The sequence below is a fragment of the Mycobacterium simiae genome, from assembly GCF_010727605.1.
Taxonomy (GTDB): Bacteria; Actinomycetota; Actinomycetes; order Mycobacteriales; family Mycobacteriaceae; genus Mycobacterium; species Mycobacterium simiae.
The window spans coordinates 1,749,802-1,767,628 of the sequence record NZ_AP022568.1 but is presented as its reverse complement, the minus strand read 5'-3'; the positions used below and the strand labels follow the sequence as shown (position 1 = coordinate 1,767,628).

12 protein-coding genes and 1 pseudogene are annotated in these 17,827 nt (G+C 67.0%); 8 read left to right on the top strand and 5 right to left on the bottom strand.

All coding sequences use genetic code 11. The features are described 5' to 3' along the window. Positions 1-67 precede the first annotated feature (67 nt). The 4 genes and pseudogenes from G6N33_RS08100 to G6N33_RS27405 form a co-directional block, all read right to left on the bottom strand. Entirely contained in the window at positions 68-916 is an 849-nt protein-coding gene (locus tag G6N33_RS08100) for an alpha/beta hydrolase (RefSeq protein WP_408632790.1), read from the bottom strand. 84 nt (positions 917-1,000) lie between these two features. Then, positions 1,001-2,347, bottom strand: coding sequence for an ABC1 kinase family protein (locus tag G6N33_RS08095; protein ID WP_179962673.1), 1,347 nt, complete (start codon positions 2,345-2,347; stop codon positions 1,001-1,003). A gap of 94 nt (positions 2,348-2,441) precedes the next feature. Then, on the bottom strand, positions 2,442-3,035 hold the full coding sequence (locus G6N33_RS08090) for a DinB family protein (protein WP_044512835.1): 594 nt from the start codon (positions 3,033-3,035) through the stop codon (positions 2,442-2,444). Between the two features lie 77 nt (positions 3,036-3,112). Continuing rightward, positions 3,113-3,184 (bottom strand): annotated as a pseudogene (locus G6N33_RS27405) (DinB family protein); the annotation flags it as partial. Between the two features lie 80 nt (positions 3,185-3,264). Between G6N33_RS27405 and G6N33_RS08085 the strand changes: the two are divergent. From G6N33_RS08085 to rplL, 5 genes are all read left to right on the top strand, one after another. Beyond that, positions 3,265-7,455: a glycoside hydrolase family 38 N-terminal domain-containing protein gene (locus G6N33_RS08085; RefSeq protein WP_101528775.1), complete on the top strand. Its 4,191-nt coding sequence runs from the start codon at positions 3,265-3,267 to the stop codon at positions 7,453-7,455. After that, positions 7,452-8,069 (top strand): DUF7158 domain-containing protein, encoded by a 618-nt coding sequence (locus tag G6N33_RS08080; RefSeq protein ID WP_044509791.1) that lies wholly within the window; start codon positions 7,452-7,454, stop codon positions 8,067-8,069. The genes G6N33_RS08085 and G6N33_RS08080 overlap by 4 nt, the downstream gene beginning before the upstream one ends. 6 nt (positions 8,070-8,075) lie before the next feature. After that, the gene (locus tag G6N33_RS08075; RefSeq protein WP_101528774.1) at positions 8,076-8,981 is read left to right on the top strand and encodes an ROK family protein; all 906 of its coding nucleotides are present in this window, start codon (positions 8,076-8,078) and stop codon (positions 8,979-8,981) included. 268 nt (positions 8,982-9,249) lie between these two features. After that, positions 9,250-9,867 carry a 50S ribosomal protein L10 gene (gene rplJ / locus G6N33_RS08070; RefSeq protein WP_044512836.1) on the top strand — a complete coding sequence of 206 codons (618 nt, stop codon included), beginning with the start codon at positions 9,250-9,252 and terminating at the stop codon, positions 9,865-9,867. A 32-nt stretch (positions 9,868-9,899) separates the two neighbouring features. Further along, positions 9,900-10,298 (top strand): 50S ribosomal protein L7/L12, encoded by a 399-nt coding sequence (rplL, locus tag G6N33_RS08065; protein WP_044509792.1) that lies wholly within the window; start codon positions 9,900-9,902, stop codon positions 10,296-10,298. A gap of 62 nt (positions 10,299-10,360) precedes the next feature. On the opposite strand, the gene G6N33_RS08060 is transcribed toward rplL, so the two are convergent. Then, complete coding sequence (locus G6N33_RS08060; RefSeq protein WP_044509793.1) at positions 10,361-11,035, bottom strand: TetR/AcrR family transcriptional regulator; 675 nt, start codon at positions 11,033-11,035, stop codon at positions 10,361-10,363. Positions 11,036-11,140: 105 nt separating this feature from the next. On the opposite strand from G6N33_RS08060, the gene G6N33_RS08055 reads away from it, so the two are divergent. The 3 genes from G6N33_RS08055 to rpoB all read left to right on the top strand — a co-directional run bounded on the left by G6N33_RS08055 (position 11,141) and on the right by rpoB (position 17,793). Then, entirely contained in the window at positions 11,141-12,664 is a 1,524-nt protein-coding gene (locus G6N33_RS08055; RefSeq protein ID WP_044509794.1) for a carotenoid oxygenase family protein, read from the top strand. A gap of 175 nt (positions 12,665-12,839) precedes the next feature. Beyond that, entirely contained in the window at positions 12,840-13,850 is a 1,011-nt protein-coding gene (locus tag G6N33_RS08050; protein ID WP_044509795.1) for an ABC transporter ATP-binding protein, read from the top strand. Positions 13,851-14,307: 457 nt separating this feature from the next. Next, positions 14,308-17,793 (top strand): DNA-directed RNA polymerase subunit beta, encoded by a 3,486-nt coding sequence (gene rpoB, locus G6N33_RS08045; protein WP_408632768.1) that lies wholly within the window; start codon positions 14,308-14,310, stop codon positions 17,791-17,793. Positions 17,794-17,827 lie beyond the last annotated feature (34 nt).

Here is a 17,827-nt window from a genome sequence, read left to right as displayed (position 1 = left end):
CGCTGCGAGACCTCGCACGAATCCTGTGTCGACCGGAAATCGCCGGGGCGCCTGCTCGACTCCGGTCTTAGCTTGCTTCGGCAAAGTTGCCCGTCAGAACACCGATGACGGAGTCCCACAGCTGCTGTGGCAGATCATGTCCCATTCCGTCGAATAACACCAATCGGGCCCCGCTTATTGCCCGCGCGATCGCCCGTGCGCCCATGGGGCGCATCAGTTTGTCGGCCCGGCCGTGAATGACAACCGTGGGTGCCACGATGCGGCGATTGTGATGCACCAAACTGCCGCTGCCCAGGATTGCGCTGAATTGTCCGGCGACCCCCTGCGGATAGTAGTTGCGGTCATACCCCTCGGCTGCTTCGGCGCGCACCTGCTCGTCGGGTATGCGGTAGCCGGGGCTGCCGATGATCCGGCTCACCCGGACAGCGTTGTCGAGGATCACGTCGCGTGGCGCGCCCGGCGGGGGACCCTTGATCAGCGACAGCAGCGCGCGTGGCGCCGGCGGCGGCAGGAACGCCGCGTTGTTGCTGGAGAAGATGATCCCGAGGGATCTGGTTCGTTCGGCGAACCGTGCGGCGAAGACTTGCGCGATCATGCCGCCCATTGACGCGCCGACGATGTGCGCCTGGTCGATGCCCAGGTGGTTGAGCACCGCGGCGGCGTCGTCGGCCATGTCCTCGAGCGTGTACGTCGCCTTGCTCGGCAGTCCCAGCCACGACCGCAGCAACCGGGTGAGCAGGGGCTGTCCGACGCTGCGACGCTCGGTCTTGTCGGACAGGCCCACATCCCGGTTGTCGTAACGGATCACACGCAAACCTTGACTGACCAGCTTCTGGCAGAACTCGGTGCGCCACAGCAGCAACTGCGCACCGAGCCCCATGATCAGCAGCACCGGCGGGGCGTCGATATCCCCCATGTCCTCGTAGTAGATCTTCAGATCAGGGCCGTCGGCCGCCGTCGCGGAACTCGCGTAGCCTGTGCGGATCTCCACTGGTCGCCCTTAGACCTCGACGTCGGTGGAATGTTCGCGGCTGACCTCGACCATAAAGTTGGCGAAGTACCCGGTGAGCTGTGGGTCCGACATCATCTGCCACTTCGGGGCAAGCAGCTTCATGTACCGCTCGACGTAGAGGAACTGCTTGCCGATCAGCACCAGCTCGCGCGGTAGTTTGACGTCGTAAGCGTCGGCCAGCGCCGACAGCTGCCGTCCGATGTCGGCGTAGGACATGTCACCTAACGTCTGCATGGTCAGCGGGGTGGCGAATTTCTCCAGGTCCTTGGCGGCCTGGGCCTCGGGCTTCATGGTGCCGACGGCACCCATCAGCACAACAATCTTGCCGGCCGCGGCGTGGTCCTTCTTGACCAGCAGCGCGTATACCAGTTCGCGCAGCAGCCAGCGGGTGCGCGGGTCAATGCGCCCCATGATGCCGAAGTCGAAGAACACGATGCGGCCCTGGTCGTCCACGTACAGGTTGCCCGCGTGCAGGTCCCCGTGGAACAGCCCGTGCCGCAGCCCGCCCTCGAACAGTGAGAACAGCAGCGCCTTGACCAGTTCGGTGCCGTCGAACCCGGCCTTGCGGATCGCGGCGACGTCGTCGATACGAATGCCCTGCACCCGCTCCATCGTCAGCACCCGGTCGCTGGTGAAGTCCCAGTGCACCGTCGGCACCCGGATGTTCTTTCCCAGCGGGGACACGTGCAAATGCGAAACCCACGCTTCCATCGACTGCGCCTCGAGGCGAAAGTTCAGCTCCTCGGCCAAATTAGCGGCGAAATCCGCCACCACGTCCTGCGCCGAGAGCCGACGGCCCAGCTTGGCCAATTCGACCGCTTGGGCGAAACGCTTGAGGATCTGCAGGTCGGCGGCGACGCGGCGGCGGATGCCGGGGCGCTGGATCTTCACGACCACCTTTTCGCCGCTGTGCAGCGTGGCGTAGTGCACCTGGGCGATGGACGCCGACGCGAACGGTGTTTCGTCCCATTCGGCGAACAGGTCGGCCGGGTCAGCGCCCAACTCCTCGACGAACAGCTTGTGTACCTCGTCGGAGTTTGCCGGCGGCACCCGGTCGAGCAGGCCACGGAATTCGCGGGACAGTGATTCGCCGAACGCGCCGGGGCTCGAGGCGATGATCTGTCCGAACTTGACGTACGTGGGGCCCAGGTCGGCGAACGTTTGGGGCAGCTGCTTGATCACTTTGTGTTGCCACGGCCCTTTGCCCGGCAGCTTGGTGAGGACGCGAGCGGCGGAACGAGTGACCTGCCAACCAGTGACGGCGACCCGAGCCGCTTCGAGCGGCAACGGCACCCGGTCCAGCCTGGCCACCTCTCGGTGTTTGGTAGAAGCCATCCCAGCAGTCTGCCAAATTCGAGTACGCAAGAACCAATTCGTCGTTCGGTGAACAGGCGATTTGGTGGCCTCTTGGTGGTGTCCGGCACTCCGTTCAGCCGTTTTCAATCCTTTTTGAATCTTTTTCCCAAGGCGCGACCCAGCCCTCGATCGCCCAGCCTTCAAGCCCGGCGATCAGCTCGTACATGGTGGCTCCGTCGAGGGTTTCCCGAATGATGTCGGCGTGCCCGGCATGCCGTGCCAGTTCGTTGATGACATGCAAGATGACCCAGCGCACCGACCAGGCGTCCTGATCCTGCGGGAAATACGGGACGTCGCGCGGCACGGGTACCGGGGCGTCGAGGTCGGCCGCGTCCACCAGTCGCAGCGACCGCGCGTTCTGTTCGGCGAATGCCCGCAGCAGCCCGTCGAGCGTCTCGTCGGGCCGCATCACGTGTTGGTCGGCGAATTCGCGGGCAATGGCGTCGGGCGGCCGGGTGTCTTTCGGCGGTGCCGTTGGCGCGGCCGCCACCCGGGTCATCCAGCTGCGCTGCATGCGCGTCACGTGCTTGACCAGCCCGCCGATCGACAGCGCGCTGGCCGCTGGCGACGACCGGGCCTGCGCGTCGGTGAGGCCGTAGCAGACCGCGAAATACGAGCTTTGGTGGAAGGCGAGGTATTCGCGCAGGGCGCTGCGCTCGTCGGCCACCGGTGGGGCGAGTGCGGGCATGGGCCGTTCTCCTAACGTCCGGTCAGCTGCAGCTAAAAGGCTCGCAGGCAAGCGATCTCGTCGTCGGTCAGGCCGTCTAGGCGTGGGCGTAGCTGGTGGCTTCGGTGCCAGTCCAGTTGATCGGCCAGGTCCGCGCTGAGGTCCGCCGTTGCACCGAGCTTTCCAGCAAGCGGGAAAGTTTTACAGGTCAGCAACGTAAAGTGCGGGGATGCAGCTGATTTCGGCGAGCTCGACCGAACTGTTCGTCGGGCCGCCGGACACGCCGTCACAACTGGCCAGGGTCGAGGTTTCCGGCGTTGCGGAGCCGACGCCGATACGCATCGACGGGGACGGCCTGAGCGGACAGGCGCTCGCGGCAGTGGGCGCCAAGGTGGTCGAGGTGCCGGTGACGGTGCGGGCGCCGGTGGTCGGTCAACGGCGCGGCGCCCGGGTACACGCCGGCGAGGCGTTCGAATTCGCCTTCGAGTTCGTGGTAGCCGAGCCCGGCTGGACGATGTTCATGGTCAGCCACTTCCACTACGACCCGGTGTGGTGGAACACCCAGGGCGCCTATACCAGCGAGTGGACCGAAGACCCACCCGGCCGGGCGCGGCAGACCAACGGTTTCGAATTGGTGCACGCGCATCTGGAGATGGCCCGCCGCGAGCCCGAGTACAAGTTCGTACTGGCCGAGGTGGATTACCTCAAGCCCTACTGGGACGCCCATCCCGAGGATCGTGCCGACCTGCGCCGATTCCTCGCCGAAGGGCGTGTCGAGGTGATGGGTGGGACGTACAACGAGCCCAACACCAACCTGACCAGCCCGGAGACAACCATTCGAAACCTGGTGCACGGCATTGGGTTTCAGCGTCATGTGCTGGGCGCCGAGCCGGCCACGGCGTGGCAGCTCGACGTGTTCGGCCACGACCCGCAGTTTCCTGGGATGGCCGCCGACGCGGGGCTGACGTCGAGTTCCTGGGCCCGCGGGCCGCACCACCAGTGGGGTCCCGCGCACAGCGCGGCCGGTCTGGGCGGGATGCAGTTCTGTAGCGAATTCGAATGGATTTCCCCGTCCGGCGCAGGCCTGCTCACCCATTACATGCCGGCGCATTATTCGGCGGGCTGGTGGATGGATTCGGCGGCGTCGCTGGATGAGGCCGAGGAGGCCACCCGGGTCCTGTTCGAAGACCTCAAGCAGGTGGCGCTGACCCGCAACGTGCTACTGCCGGTCGGCACGGACTACACCCCGCCGAACAAGTGGGTCACCGCCATCCATCGGGACTGGGCCGCGCGCTACACGTGGCCGCGGTTCGTGTGCGGGCTGCCTCGGGAGTTCTTCGCCGCGGTGCGCGCCGAGCTGGACCTGCGCGGGGCGCTGCCGTCGCCGCAGACCCGCGACATGAACCCGATCTACACCGGCAAAGACGTGTCCTACATCGACACCAAGCAGGCCAACCGGGCCGCCGAGCAGGCGGTGCTCGATGCCGAGCGTTATGCGGTGTTCGCGGCGTTGGTCACCGGCGCCCCCTATCCGCACGCCGCCCTGGCCAAGGCCTGGGTGCAACTGGCCTACGGCGCACACCACGACGCGATCACCGGCTCGGAATCCGACCAGGTCTACCTGGATCTGTTGACAGGCTGGCGCGACGCGTGGGAGTTGGGCCGCGAGATTCGCGACAACTCGCTTTCCGTGCTGTCCGGCGCCGTCGATGCGGCGGCCGGCGACGTGGTGGTGTGGAACTCGCTGACGCAGCGGCGCACGGACGTCGTCACCGCGCGGGTGGATCCGCCGCTGCGGGCCGGGGTGCGAGTGCTGGACAACGACGGTGCGGAGCTGCCCGCGCTGATCGAGCATGACGGGCGTTCGGTCAGCTGGCTGGCCCGCGACGTTGCTTCGCTGGGCTGGCGGGCCTATCGGCTGCAGCCGACCGACAGTGCCACGGGCAGCGCGGGCGGGTGGGAGCCGATGGCGGGGTGCGCGATCGGCAACGCGCACTACCGGCTGACGGTCGATCCTGAGCGCGGCGGAGCGGTGGCCTCGTTGCGCCGCGTTGGTCGCGAGTGGATCGCGCCCGGACAGCTGGGCAACGAGCTCGCCGTCTACCAGGAGTACCCGGCACACCCGGAGCAAGGGGAGGGACCCTGGCATCTGCTGCCCCAGGGGCCGGTGGTGTGTTCGTCGGAATCCGCGGCACGGGTACAGGCCTATTGCGGGCCGCTCGGCCAGCGGCTGGTGGTGCGCGGTCGCATCGGCGAAATACTTTGCTACACACAGACTTTGACACTGTGGGACGGAGTGGGCCGGGTCGACTGCCGCACCACCATCGACGAGTTCACCGGCGCGGACCAGTTGCTGCGGCTGCGCTGGTCGTGCCCGGTGCCGGGCGCCATGCCGGTCAGCGAGGTGGGGGACGCCGTCGTCGGCCGAGGCTTCGCGTTGTTGCACGACGGGTCGTGTTCCGTCGACACCGCGCAGCAGCCGTGGACGCTGGACAATCCGGCCTACAGCTGGTTCGGTCTGTCGTCGGCGGCGCGAATCAGGCTGGGAAACAACAACATCCGGGCGATATCCGTGGCTGAGGTGGTTGTCCCGTCGGAAGCGTCGTCCGCGCCGTTGGCGCGTGAGCTGATGGTTGGGCTGGTGCGTGCCGGCGTCACGGCCACCTGTGGCGACGCCGATAAACCGCGCTACGGCAACCTCGCCGTCGACTCCAACCTGCCCGATGTCCGTATCGCGGTGGGCGGCCCCGACCGCAATGCGTTCACCAACGCGGTGTTGGCCGATTCGCAGTACGCGAACGAACTCGACCGTCAGCTGGCCGCGACGGGCCGGGCCAGGGTGTGGGTGCCCGCCGCCGACGCCTTGCGGCCGTTGGCCGCGGTGTGGGTGCCAGGCGCCGACCTGCGCGCCGAGCGGGCGCTGCCGGTGCTGGTCCTCGCCGGGGTCGACGACGACCGTCTGGCCGCCGAAATCGCCTCTGTGATAGCCGATCTCGAGGACGCCGAAATCGTCGTCAGCCAGCGGAGCGCCTCGGGTACGGAGAACTTCGAGGCTCGCACCGTCGCGCTGTTCAACCGTGGCGTGCCCAGCTTCGCCGTCGAGACCGACGGGACGTTGCATACCGCGCTGTTGCGGTCCTGCACGGGCTGGCCCTCGGGCACCTGGATCGACGATCCGCGCCGCACCGCACCCGACGGCTCCAACTTTCAGCTGCAGCACTGGACGCATCATTTCGACTACGCGCTGGTGTGCGACGACGGCGATTGGCGGCAAGCCGAAATCCCGGCGCGCAGCGCGCAGTTCTCCCATCCGCTGCGCGCGGTGCAGCACGGCGGACGGCGGGGGTCGTGGGCCCCGGCGGGGTCGCTGCTGCACGTCGAACCCGCCGGCGCCGTGCAGCTCGGGGCGCTCAAGGCGGCCGGGAACCCGCTGACCGCCGGCAAGACCGAACCCGTCGATCCCGCCGCGGTAGCCCTGCGGCTGGTGGAGACGACCGGTTCGCGCACCAGGGTCTCGATTGGCTCGACGATCGGCACGTTGGACGTCACCGGCCTCGCCGACCTGCTCGAGAGGCCGCGGGCGGCTGCGCAATCGATCGAGCTGCAGGGCTACCAGGTCGCGACCGTGCTGGCTCGGCTGGACATTTCCAAGACGTTCGATCACGCCGGCGCGCTGGGGCCGGAAGCCGAAGCCGCCCAACCGCTTTACGCCCGCTATTGGCTGCATAATCGTGGCCCCGCGCCGCTGGGCGGGCTCCCGGCCGTCGCCCATTTGCACCCGCAGCGAACGACCGTCTCACCCGGCGGTGTGGCAACGTTGCGGCTCACCGCGGCCAGTGATTGCACCGACGCAAAACTGACCGGCACCGTCGCGCTGCTGAGCCCCGACGGCTGGTCGACGACGCCCACCGAATTGCCGTTCGCGTTGGACCCGGGCGAGCATCGGGAAACCGTTGTATCCCTTGCCGTTCCAATCGATACGGAATCCGGACTGTACCCGGTGCGGGCGCAGCTGCGCATCCGCGGGCGTGACGTGCCGCCGGCGTGGCGCCAGACCGTCGAGGATGTCTGCGTCGTGGAAGTCGATGCAGGCCGACCGACAGAGTTGACTTACCTCATCGACGGGCCCGACGCGATCGCGCTGCGGGCCGGGGAGGTCGGGCGGCTGGCCGTGACGCTGGGCAGTAACGCCGGCGCGGATTTGTCGCTGGAGGCCCATCTGATCAGCCCGTGGGGCACCTGGGGGTGGATCGGGCCGCCTGCGCTCGGCGCGGTGCTGCCCGCCCGCGGCGCCATCGAGCTCGGCTTCGACGTCTGCCCGCCGGCATGGCTGACACCCGGCCGGTGGTGGGCCCTGGTCAGGATCGGTTGCGCCGGCCGGTTGATCTACTCGCCGGCAGTCACGGTGACCGTGACATGAGCGTCCCGTGGGTGGCCACCGTCGCGGGCGCACCCGTGCCGATCGAGGATCTCGACGCGGCCGAGGTGCGGTTGCGCAACGGTCCGCGCGCGGCCGCGCTCCCGGCCCGCGGAACCAGCGAGGGCCGGCAACTGCGGCGGTGGCTGACCCAGCTCTTGGTGACCGAACGCGTCGTCGCCGCCGAGGCCGCGGCGCGGGGATTGACCGGGCAGCACGCGCCGACCGAGCCGCAGGTGCTGCCCGACCTGACCGCCCGGCTGGAGATCGGCAGTGTGGCCGCGGCAGTGCTGGCCGATCCGCGGGCGCGGGCGCTATATGTCGAGGTGACCGGCGCGGTCGAGATCTGCGACGACGACGTCGCCGCCTACCACGCCCGCAATCCGCTGCGGTTCGCCGAGTCGCGCCCCGGCGTCGACGGTTGGCGCGCGCCGCCGCAGGCGGCCCCGCCGCTGGCCCAGGTTCGACCCGCGATCGCCGGACACCTGCTGGGCGCCGGGCGGCGTCGCGCCTTCCGGTTGTGGCTGGACGCACGACGCGCCGAGCTCGTCGAGCTCGCCGCGGGCTACGAACATCCCGGCGACCCCCGCCAACCCGACAACACCCATCGGCACTGAGCGGTCATGCTTACTCTCTGTCTTGACATCGGTGGAACGAAAATCGCTGCGGGCCTTGCTGACTCGAAAGGTGTATTGGTGCACACCATCACCCGTCGCACTCCGCCGGGCGGCTCGGCCGAACAGGTCTGGGACGTCGTCGGCGCCGTGATTGCCGATGCGTTGAGGTCAGCCGGCGGTACCGTCGCCGCCGTGGGGGTTGCGTCGGCCGGGCCGATCGACCTGCGCCGCGGAACCGTCGCCCCGATCAACATCCCCGGCTGGCGAGGTTTTCCGTTGCGGGACCGGGTCGCGGCGGCGGTGCCCGGCGTGCCGGTAAGACTGGGCGGCGACGGTGTCTGCATGGCGCTCGGCGAGCACTGGCACGGCGCCGGCCGCGGTGCGGGCTTTCTGCTGGCCATGGTGGTGTCGACGGGTGTGGGCGGCGGGTTGGTGCTGGGCGGCGCCCCCTACACCGGGCGCAGCGGCAACGCGGGGCACGTCGGTCATGTGGTGGTCGAGCAGCACGGCGAGCCGTGCACCTGCGGTGGCCGCGGCTGCGTCGAGACGGTTGCGGCCGGGCCGGCGCTGGTGCGCTGGGCCCGTGCCCACGGCTGGTCCGCACCGCCCGGGGCCGATGCCGGCGACCTGGCCACCGCGGCGGGGGCCGGTGATGACATCGCGCTGCGGGCGTTCGCGCGCGGTGCCACCGGGCTGGCGGCGATGATCGCCTCGGTGGCGGCGGTGTGCGACCTAGACCTGGTCGTTATCGGCGGAGGCGTGGCCAAATCCGGCCGACTACTCTTCGACCCGCTGCGTACGGCCCTGAACAATTACGTCGGCCTGGACTACCTGACCGGCCTGCGGGTAGTGCCAGCCGTGTTGGGCGCACAGGCCGGGCTGGTCGGCGCGGCCCGGCTGGCGGGCCTCTAGCTAGCGGCCACCCCAGCTCGGCCGTTTTGGTTGAGCAGGGCGTGTCAGGCTATCCTGGTCGCGATCCACCGAAGACCGTCGGTCACCGAGCAATCGGTCGAAGGTCCGGGAACATCCCGGCGGCCCGCGCAGGAGGACGAGGCAGTATCGCCGGCGCGTGCGCCGGCCGTTTTCACGCCCCGTGCCGCTTCCTGCGCCGGGGCGTTCGTCGTTCCTCGGGCGATCGCAGACAACACGTGCAACCGTGACTTTCACCGAGGAGGTATGCATGGCCAAAGCCGACAAGGCCACCGCCGTTGCCGACATCGCCGAGCAATTCAGCGCCTCAACCGCGACCGTGATCACCGAGTACCGCGGGCTGACGGTCGCCAACCTGGCCGAGCTGCGCCGCTCGCTGGCGGGCTCGGCCACCTACACCGTGGCCAAGAACACGCTGATCAAGCGCGCGGCAACGGAGGCCGGCATCGAGGGACTCGACGAGCTCTTCGTCGGCCCGACGGCCATCGCCTTCGTCAGGGGCGAGCCCGTGGACGCCGCCAAAGCCATCAAGACCTTCGCCAGGGAGAACAAGGCGCTGGTCATCAAGGGCGGCTACATGGACGGTCACCCCCTGACGGTGGCCGAGGTCGAGCGCATCGCCGACCTGGATTCGCGCGAGGTGCTGCTGGCCAAGCTGGCCGGCGCCATGAAGGGCAACCTGGCCAAGGCGGCCGGGCTGTTCAACGCGCCGGCTTCGCAGATGGCTCGCCTGGCCGCGGCCCTGCAGGAGAAGAAGGCTTCCGAACCGGCCCCGGCGCCGGCTGCTGAAGCGGCACCCGCCGCAGCAACCGCTTCGGAAGAAGCCGCTTCGGAAGCTCCGGCCGAGACCCCGGCTGACGCCGAATAATCCCAAACCCCCAATCAGGAAGGACCCACACCATGGCAAAAATTTCTACCGACGACCTGCTTGACGCGTTCAAGGAAATGACCCTGCTCGAGCTCTCCGACTTCGTGAAGAAGTTCGAGGAGACCTTCGAGGTCACCGCGGCCGCTCCGGTCGCCGTCGCCGCCGCCGGTGGCGGTGGTGCTGCCGGCGGCGGTGCCGCCGAGGCCGCCGAGGAGCAGTCGGAGTTCGACGTCATCCTCGAGTCCGCCGGCGACAAGAAGATCGGCGTGATCAAGGTGGTTCGCGAGATCGTCTCCGGCTTGGGCCTCAAGGAGGCCAAGGACCTGGTCGACGGTGCTCCCAAGCCGCTGCTGGAGAAGGTCGCCAAGGAAGCCGCCGACGAGGCCAAGAGCAAGCTCGAGGCCGCCGGCGCCACCGTCACCGTCAAGTAGTTCGCTTCGCACGAAACCCCCGGGGACACCTAATAGCAGGAGTCCCGGGGGTTTCGTTGCGCTTAGGCCGCAACCGCGGACTTCAGTGACTGAGCGACGTGCTCCGATGAATCACCCAGTGCGACAAGCAAATTCGAGGTCATGGCGCTGAGAACGGGGGCGACGGCCGAGCCGTCGTCACCGTAGTAGCCGGCGAGTTCGAGCATGACGAACCCGTGGATCAACGCCCAGAACTGCGCCGCGGTGGCCACCACGGCCGCATCGTCGTCCGCCAGCCCGACGGTGATCCGTCCGGCCGCCATGCACCGGTGCACGCCGCGCACCACGTGCGCGAAGCTTTGATAGCGCTCTTCGATTTCGGCCACCGTCAGGGTCAGCACGTTGTGTGCGGGCGCGTTGATGCCGTGTGCGCTAGTGCTGCCGAACATCAGTCGATACATGTGCGGCCGCTCGATCGCGTAGCGGCGGTAGGCGGCGCCGACGCGGAACAGGTCGGCGACCGGATCCTCGGATTGCGGCAGCGTCAGCGCCGCGTCGAACTGGCGCAACCCCTCCTCGGCGACCGCCGCGATCAACGACCGCATGCCGCCGAAATGGGTGTACAGCGACATCGTCGAGGTTCCTGCGGCGCTGGCCACCTTGCGGGTCTGCAGGGCGTCGGGCCCGTCGTTATCGAGCAGGTGCACCGCCGCATGCAGCATTTCGTCGCGAACGCTGCGCTGAATCTCCGAAGTCATCTCGTCAATCTTCTCTCGCAGATCTCTAGCAGATTCTTGCCATTGTCGTAGTGCTGGCGTAGCGTGCAAATAACGCTGAAATATCAATGTTATAGGAGCTCAGCCATGACTTCCACCCAGAGCGCGACAGTCCGCAACCCCTATCTCGAGGACTTCCTGGCTCCGGTGAGCGCCGAGGTGACCGCGACGGACCTGCGCGTCACCGGGCAGATCCCGGAACACCTGAACGGCCGCTACCTGCGCAACGGCCCAAACCCGGCCGCCGAGGTCGACCCGGCGATCTACCACTGGTTCAGCGGCGACGCGATGGTGCACGGCGTCGCGCTGCGCGACGGCAAGGCGTGCTGGTACCGCAACCGATGGGTCCGCACGCCGCCCGTCCGCGCTGCCCTGGGGGAACCGCAGCCCGCGGGACTCAACCCGCGGGCCGGCATGTTGTCGGCGGGACCCAACACCAACGTCCTCACCCATGCGGGGCGAACACTGGCGCTCGTCGAAGGCGGTGGTGCCAACTACGAACTCACCGATGGGCTGGACACGGTCGGGCCGTGCGACTTCGACGGGACGCTGTTCGGTGGGTACACCGCCCATCCGCACCGGGATCCGCACAGCGGCGAGCTGCACGCCGTGTCCTACTCCTTCGGGCGCGGGCGCACCGTGCAGTACTCGGTGATCGACACCGCCGGTCGTGCGCGCCGCACCGTTGACATCGAGGTGACCGGATCGCCGATGATGCACGACTTCTCGCTGACCGATAAATATGTGGTCATTTATGACCTACCGGTGACGTTCGACCCCATGCAGGTGGCGCCGGCCAACGTCCCGCGCTGGCTCAGCGCGCCGGCCCGTTTGGTGGTGGAGTCGGTGCTCGGCCGGGTCCGTATCCCCAGCCCGCTGATGGCGGCGATCAACAACAACCGCCGGCCCATGCATCGAATGCCCTACAGCTGGAAGGACGATTACCCGGCGCGCATCGGGGTGATGCCCCGCGAGTCGCACGGCACCGGCAAGGCCGCCGTGCGGTGGTTCGACATCGAGCCCTGCTACGTCTACCACCCCCTCAACGCTTACTCGGAGCAGCGTGCCGGGGCGGAGGTGCTGGTGCTGGACGTCGTCCGGTACTCGCGGATGTTCGACCGGGATTTGCGCGGACCCGGCGACAGCCGTCCGGTGCTGGACCGCTGGACCATCAATCTGACCACCGGGGCGGTTGCCACCGAGTGCCGCGACGACCGGCCGCAGGAGTTCCCGCGCATCGACGAAAGCGTGTTGGGCAGTCGGCACCGGTTCGGCTATGCCGTGGGCCTTGACGGCGGCTACTTGTCCGGCGGTGCGACCGAGATGACCAGCGCGCTCTACAAGCACGACTACGCGACTGGATCCAGCATGGTTGCTGCGCTCGAGCCGAGCCTTTTGCTCGGCGAGATGTCCTTTGTCCCGAATCCGGCGTCTGCCACGGGCACGCGCGCCGAGGATGACGGCGTGCTGATCGGTTACGGCTATCACCGAGGTCGCGATGAAGGGCAATTACTGTTGCTCGACGCCCAAACGCTCGAGTCGATTGCCACGGTCCATCTGCCCCAGCGCGTACCGATGGGCTTCCACGGCAATTGGGCTCCCACCCCGTGACCCCTTTACCGCCGCTGTGATGACCGTTAGCCTGCGAACAAGGGTGGGGTCTCGAGTCCGCTAATTTTTCGCTCCGGTGCTGTACAACCAGTGCTGTGCGGATAAGAGCGTGCGCTACAGTGACTCAAGCCACACAAAGGGGCAGGTGGCAGCACGTGTCGACGGAAGGATTCCCATGGGCGTCGCTATCGAGGTCAGCGGTCTGACCAAGTCCTTCGGATCCTCCAGGATTTGGGAAGACGTGACCCTGGATATCCCGGCCGGGGAGGTCAGCGTTTTGCTGGGCCCGTCGGGAACCGGTAAATCGGTGTTCTTGAAATCCCTGATCGGCCTCCTTCGTCCGGAGCGTGGCTCGATTGTCATCGACGGCACCGACATCATTGAGTGCTCGGCCAAGGAGCTCTACGAGATTCGGACTCTCTTCGGCGTGCTGTTCCAGGACGGCGCGTTATTCGGGTCGATGAACCTCTATGACAACACCGCTTTCCCGCTGCGCGAGCACACCAAAAAGAAGGAAAGCGAGATCCGTGACATCGTCATGGAGAAGCTGGAGCTGGTCGGTCTCGGCGGAGACGAGAAGAAATTCCCCGGCGAGATCTCCGGTGGTATGCGCAAGCGTGCCGGCCTGGCCCGCGCCCTGGTGCTGGACCCGCAGATCATCCTGTGTGACGAGCCCGACTCCGGTCTGGACCCGGTCCGTACCGCCTACCTGAGCCAGCTGATCCTGGACATCAACGCCCAGATCGACGCGACCATCCTGATCGTCACGCACAACATCAACATCGCGCGCACCGTGCCGGACAACATCGGCATGTTGTTCCGCAAGCACCTGGTCATGTTCGGCCCCCGCGAGGTCCTGCTCACCAGCGACGAGCCCGTTGTGCGCCAGTTCCTCAACGGCCGCCGCATCGGACCGATCGGCATGTCCGAAGAGAAGGACGAGGCGACCATGGCCGAAGAGCAGGCGCTGCTCGACCAGGGCCACCACGCTGGCGGCACCGAAGAGATCGAGGGGGTGCCGCCGCAGATCACGGCGACGCCGGGGATGCCGGAGCGCAAGGGTGTGGCTCGCCGCCAGGCCCGCGTGCGAGAGATGTTGCACACGCTGCCCAAGAAGGCGCAGGCGGCCATCCTCGACGACCTCGAGGGCACCCACCGATACCAGGCGCACGAGTTCGGCGACTAATCCCCACCGCCAGATCGATCCGCCAGATACCGCCGCTGGACGGCTCGGGTTCTCGTCGCGCGCGCCGAAAAGTGCCGGAATCTGGGGCCACGAGATTTCCTCACAACTTGCGGTGCGTTCCTCTTGACGACAAGGGCGTGGACAGGTCAATCTGTTGGGCAGCATGTACCCACGGGACACTCGAGATGCCTGCCAGCGCCGATACTCCCTGAATGGGTAGTTGAGGAATGCGTGCGCCTGCGCTATTGTTGGACGTTGCGCTGGCTACTTCCTGCCCACCCTCACCCGCCACTTGACACCGTGGTCCTTAGCCTGAGCCCCTTCCTGCAGCTCAGCTATTTAGTTGCGCGCGTGAGGATTGGGTAGATCGTTCGCCGGCATAACCGACACAATTCGCGGCGAACAGGTCCGGTGGCCCGGTCCTCGTGAGTCGCACGAGGTGCTGGAAGGATGCATCTTGGCAGATTCTCGCCAGAGCAAGACGGACTCCTCTAGTTCTAACAACTCCGTGCCCGGAGCACCTGACCGAGTTTCTTTCGCCAAGCTCCGCGAACCGCTCGAGGTTCCGGGGCTTCTCGACGTGCAGACCGACTCCTTTGAGTGGTTGATCGGCTCGCCGCGTTGGCGCGAGACCGCCGCCGCTCGCGGCGAGCTCAACCCGGTTGGTGGTCTCGAAGAGGTGTTGTACGAGCTGTCGCCGATCGAGGACTTCTCCGGCTCGATGTCGCTGTCGTTCTCCGACCCCCGCTTCGACGAAGTCAAGGCGCCGGTGGACGAGTGCAAAGACAAGGACATGACGTACGCGGCACCGCTGTTCGTCACGGCCGAGTTCATCAACAACAACACCGGTGAGATCAAGAGCCAGACGGTCTTCATGGGTGATTTCCCGATGATGACCGAAAAGGGCACGTTCATCATCAATGGGACCGAGCGCGTCGTGGTCAGCCAGCTGGTCCGCTCGCCGGGTGTGTACTTCGACGAGACGATCGACAAGTCGACCGAGAAGCTGCTGCACAGCGTCAAGGTGATCCCGAGCCGTGGCGCTTGGCTGGAGTTCGACGTCGACAAGCGCGACACCGTCGGTGTGCGCATCGACCGTAAGCGTCGTCAGCCGGTCACGGTGCTGCTCAAGGCGCTGGGCTGGACGAACGAGCAGATCACGGAGCGGTTCGGCTTCTCCGAGATCATGATGTCGACGCTGGAGAAGGACAACACCGCCGGCACCGATGAGGCGCTGCTGGACATCTATCGCAAGCTGCGTCCGGGCGAGCCGCCGACCAAGGAGTCCGCGCAGACCCTGCTGGAGAACCTGTTCTTCAAGGAGAAGCGCTACGACCTGGCCCGCGTCGGCCGCTACAAGGTCAACAAGAAGCTGGGGCTGCACGCCGGCGAGCCGATCACGTCGTCGACGTTGACCGAGGAAGACGTCGTCGCCACCATCGAGTACCTGGTGCGCCTGCACGAGGGCCAGCCGACGATGACGGTTCCGGGCGGCGTCGAGGTGCCGGTGGAAACCGACGACATCGACCACTTCGGCAATCGGCGGCTGCGCACCGTGGGCGAACTGATCCAGAACCAGATCCGGGTCGGCATGTCGCGCATGGAGCGTGTTGTCCGTGAGCGGATGACCACTCAGGACGTCGAGGCCATCACGCCGCAGACCCTGATCAACATCCGTCCGGTTGTGGCGGCGATCAAGGAGTTCTTCGGCACCAGCCAGCTCTCGCAGTTCATGGACCAGAACAACCCGCTGTCAGGTCTCACCCACAAGCGCCGGTTGTCGGCGCTGGGGCCGGGCGGTCTGTCCCGTGAGCGGGCGGGCCTCGAGGTCCGCGACGTGCACCCGTCGCACTACGGCCGGATGTGTCCGATCGAGACCCCCGAGGGTCCAAACATCGGTCTGATCGGGTCGCTGTCGGTGTACGCGCGGGTCAACCCGTTCGGGTTCATCGAGACGCCGTACCGCAAGGTTGTCGACGGTGTGGTCACCGACGAGATCGAGTACCTGACCGCCGACGAGGAGGACCGCCACGTGGTGGCGCAGGCCAACTCGCCGATTGACGCCGACGGCCGCTTCGAAGAGTCGCGCGTGCTGGTTCGCCGTAAGGCGGGCGAGGTCGAGTACGTGCCGTCGTCCGAGGTGGACTACATGGACGTGTCGCCGCGCCAGATGGTGTCGGTGGCGACCGCGATGATCCCGTTCCTCGAGCACGATGACGCCAACCGTGCCCTGATGGGTGCCAACATGCAGCGCCAGGCGGTTCCGCTGGTACGCAGCGAGGCCCCGCTGGTCGGCACCGGGATGGAGCTGCGCGCCGCGATCGACGCCGGCGACGTCGTCGTCGCCGACAAGTCCGGGGTGATCGAGGAGGTGTCCGCCGACTACATCACCGTGATGGCCGACGACGGCACCCGGCACACCTACCGGATGCGCAAGTTCGCCCGGTCCAACCATGGCACCTGTGCCAACCAGTCGCCGATCGTCGACGCGGGCGACCGCGTCGAGGCCGGCCAGGTCATCGCCGACGGTCCCTGCACCCAAAACGGTGAGATGGCCCTGGGCAAGAACCTGCTGGTGGCGATCATGCCGTGGGAGGGCCACAACTACGAGGACGCGATCATCCTGTCCAACCGGCTGGTTGAAGAGGACGTGCTCACCTCGATCCACATCGAAGAGCACGAGATCGACGCCCGCGACACCAAGCTGGGCGCCGAGGAGATCACCCGGGACATCCCGAACGTCTCCGACGAGGTGCTGGCGGACCTGGACGAGCGGGGCATCGTGCGCATCGGCGCCGAGGTTCGCGACGGCGACATCCTGGTCGGCAAGGTCACCCCGAAGGGTGAGACCGAGCTGACTCCGGAGGAGCGGCTGCTGCGGGCGATCTTCGGCGAGAAGGCCCGCGAAGTCCGCGACACCTCGCTGAAGGTGCCGCACGGCGAGTCCGGCAAGGTGATCGGCATCCGCGTGTTCTCCCGCGAGGACGACGACGAGCTGCCGGCCGGTGTCAACGAGCTAGTCCGGGTCTACGTGGCCCAGAAGCGCAAGATCTCCGATGGTGACAAGCTGGCCGGACGGCACGGCAACAAGGGCGTCATCGGCAAGATCCTGCCGGTCGAGGACATGCCGTTCCTGCCGGACGGCACCCCGGTGGACATCATCCTGAACACCCACGGTGTGCCGCGACGGATGAACATCGGCCAGATCTTGGAAACCCACCTCGGGTGGGTCGCCAAGGCCGGCTGGAACATCGAGGGCACGCCCGACTGGGCGCAGAACCTGCCGGAGCAGTTGCGGCACGCTCAGCCGGACCAGATCGTGTCGACTCCGGTGTTCGACGGCGCCAAGGAGGAGGAACTGCAGGGTCTGCTCGGATCGACGCTGCCCAACCGGGACGGCGACGTGATGGTGGACGCCGACGGCAAGGCGGTGCTGTTCGACGGCCGCAGTGGCGAGCCGTTCCCATACCCGGTGACCGTTGGCTACATGTACATCATGAAGCTGCACCACCTGGTGGACGACAAGATCCACGCTCGCTCCACCGGTCCGTACTCGATGATCACTCAGCAGCCGCTGGGTGGTAAGGCGCAGTTCGGTGGGCAGCGGTTCGGTGAGATGGAGTGCTGGGCCATGCAGGCCTACGGTGCCGCGTACACGCTGCAGGAGTTGTTGACCATCAAGTCAGACGACACCGTCGGTCGGGTCAAGGTGTACGAGGCGATCGTCAAGGGCGAGAACATCCCCGAGCCGGGCATCCCCGAGTCGTTCAAGGTGCTGCTCAAGGAGCTGCAGTCGCTGTGCCTCAACGTCGAGGTGCTCTCTTCCGACGGCGCGGCGATCGAGCTGCGCGAAGGCGAAGACGAGGATCTTGAGCGGGCAGCAGCCAACCTGGGAATCAACTTGTCGCGCAACGAATCTGCGTCCGTCGAGGATCTCGCTTAGCGGACCTGGCATTAAATCGTTACTAAACCCGCAA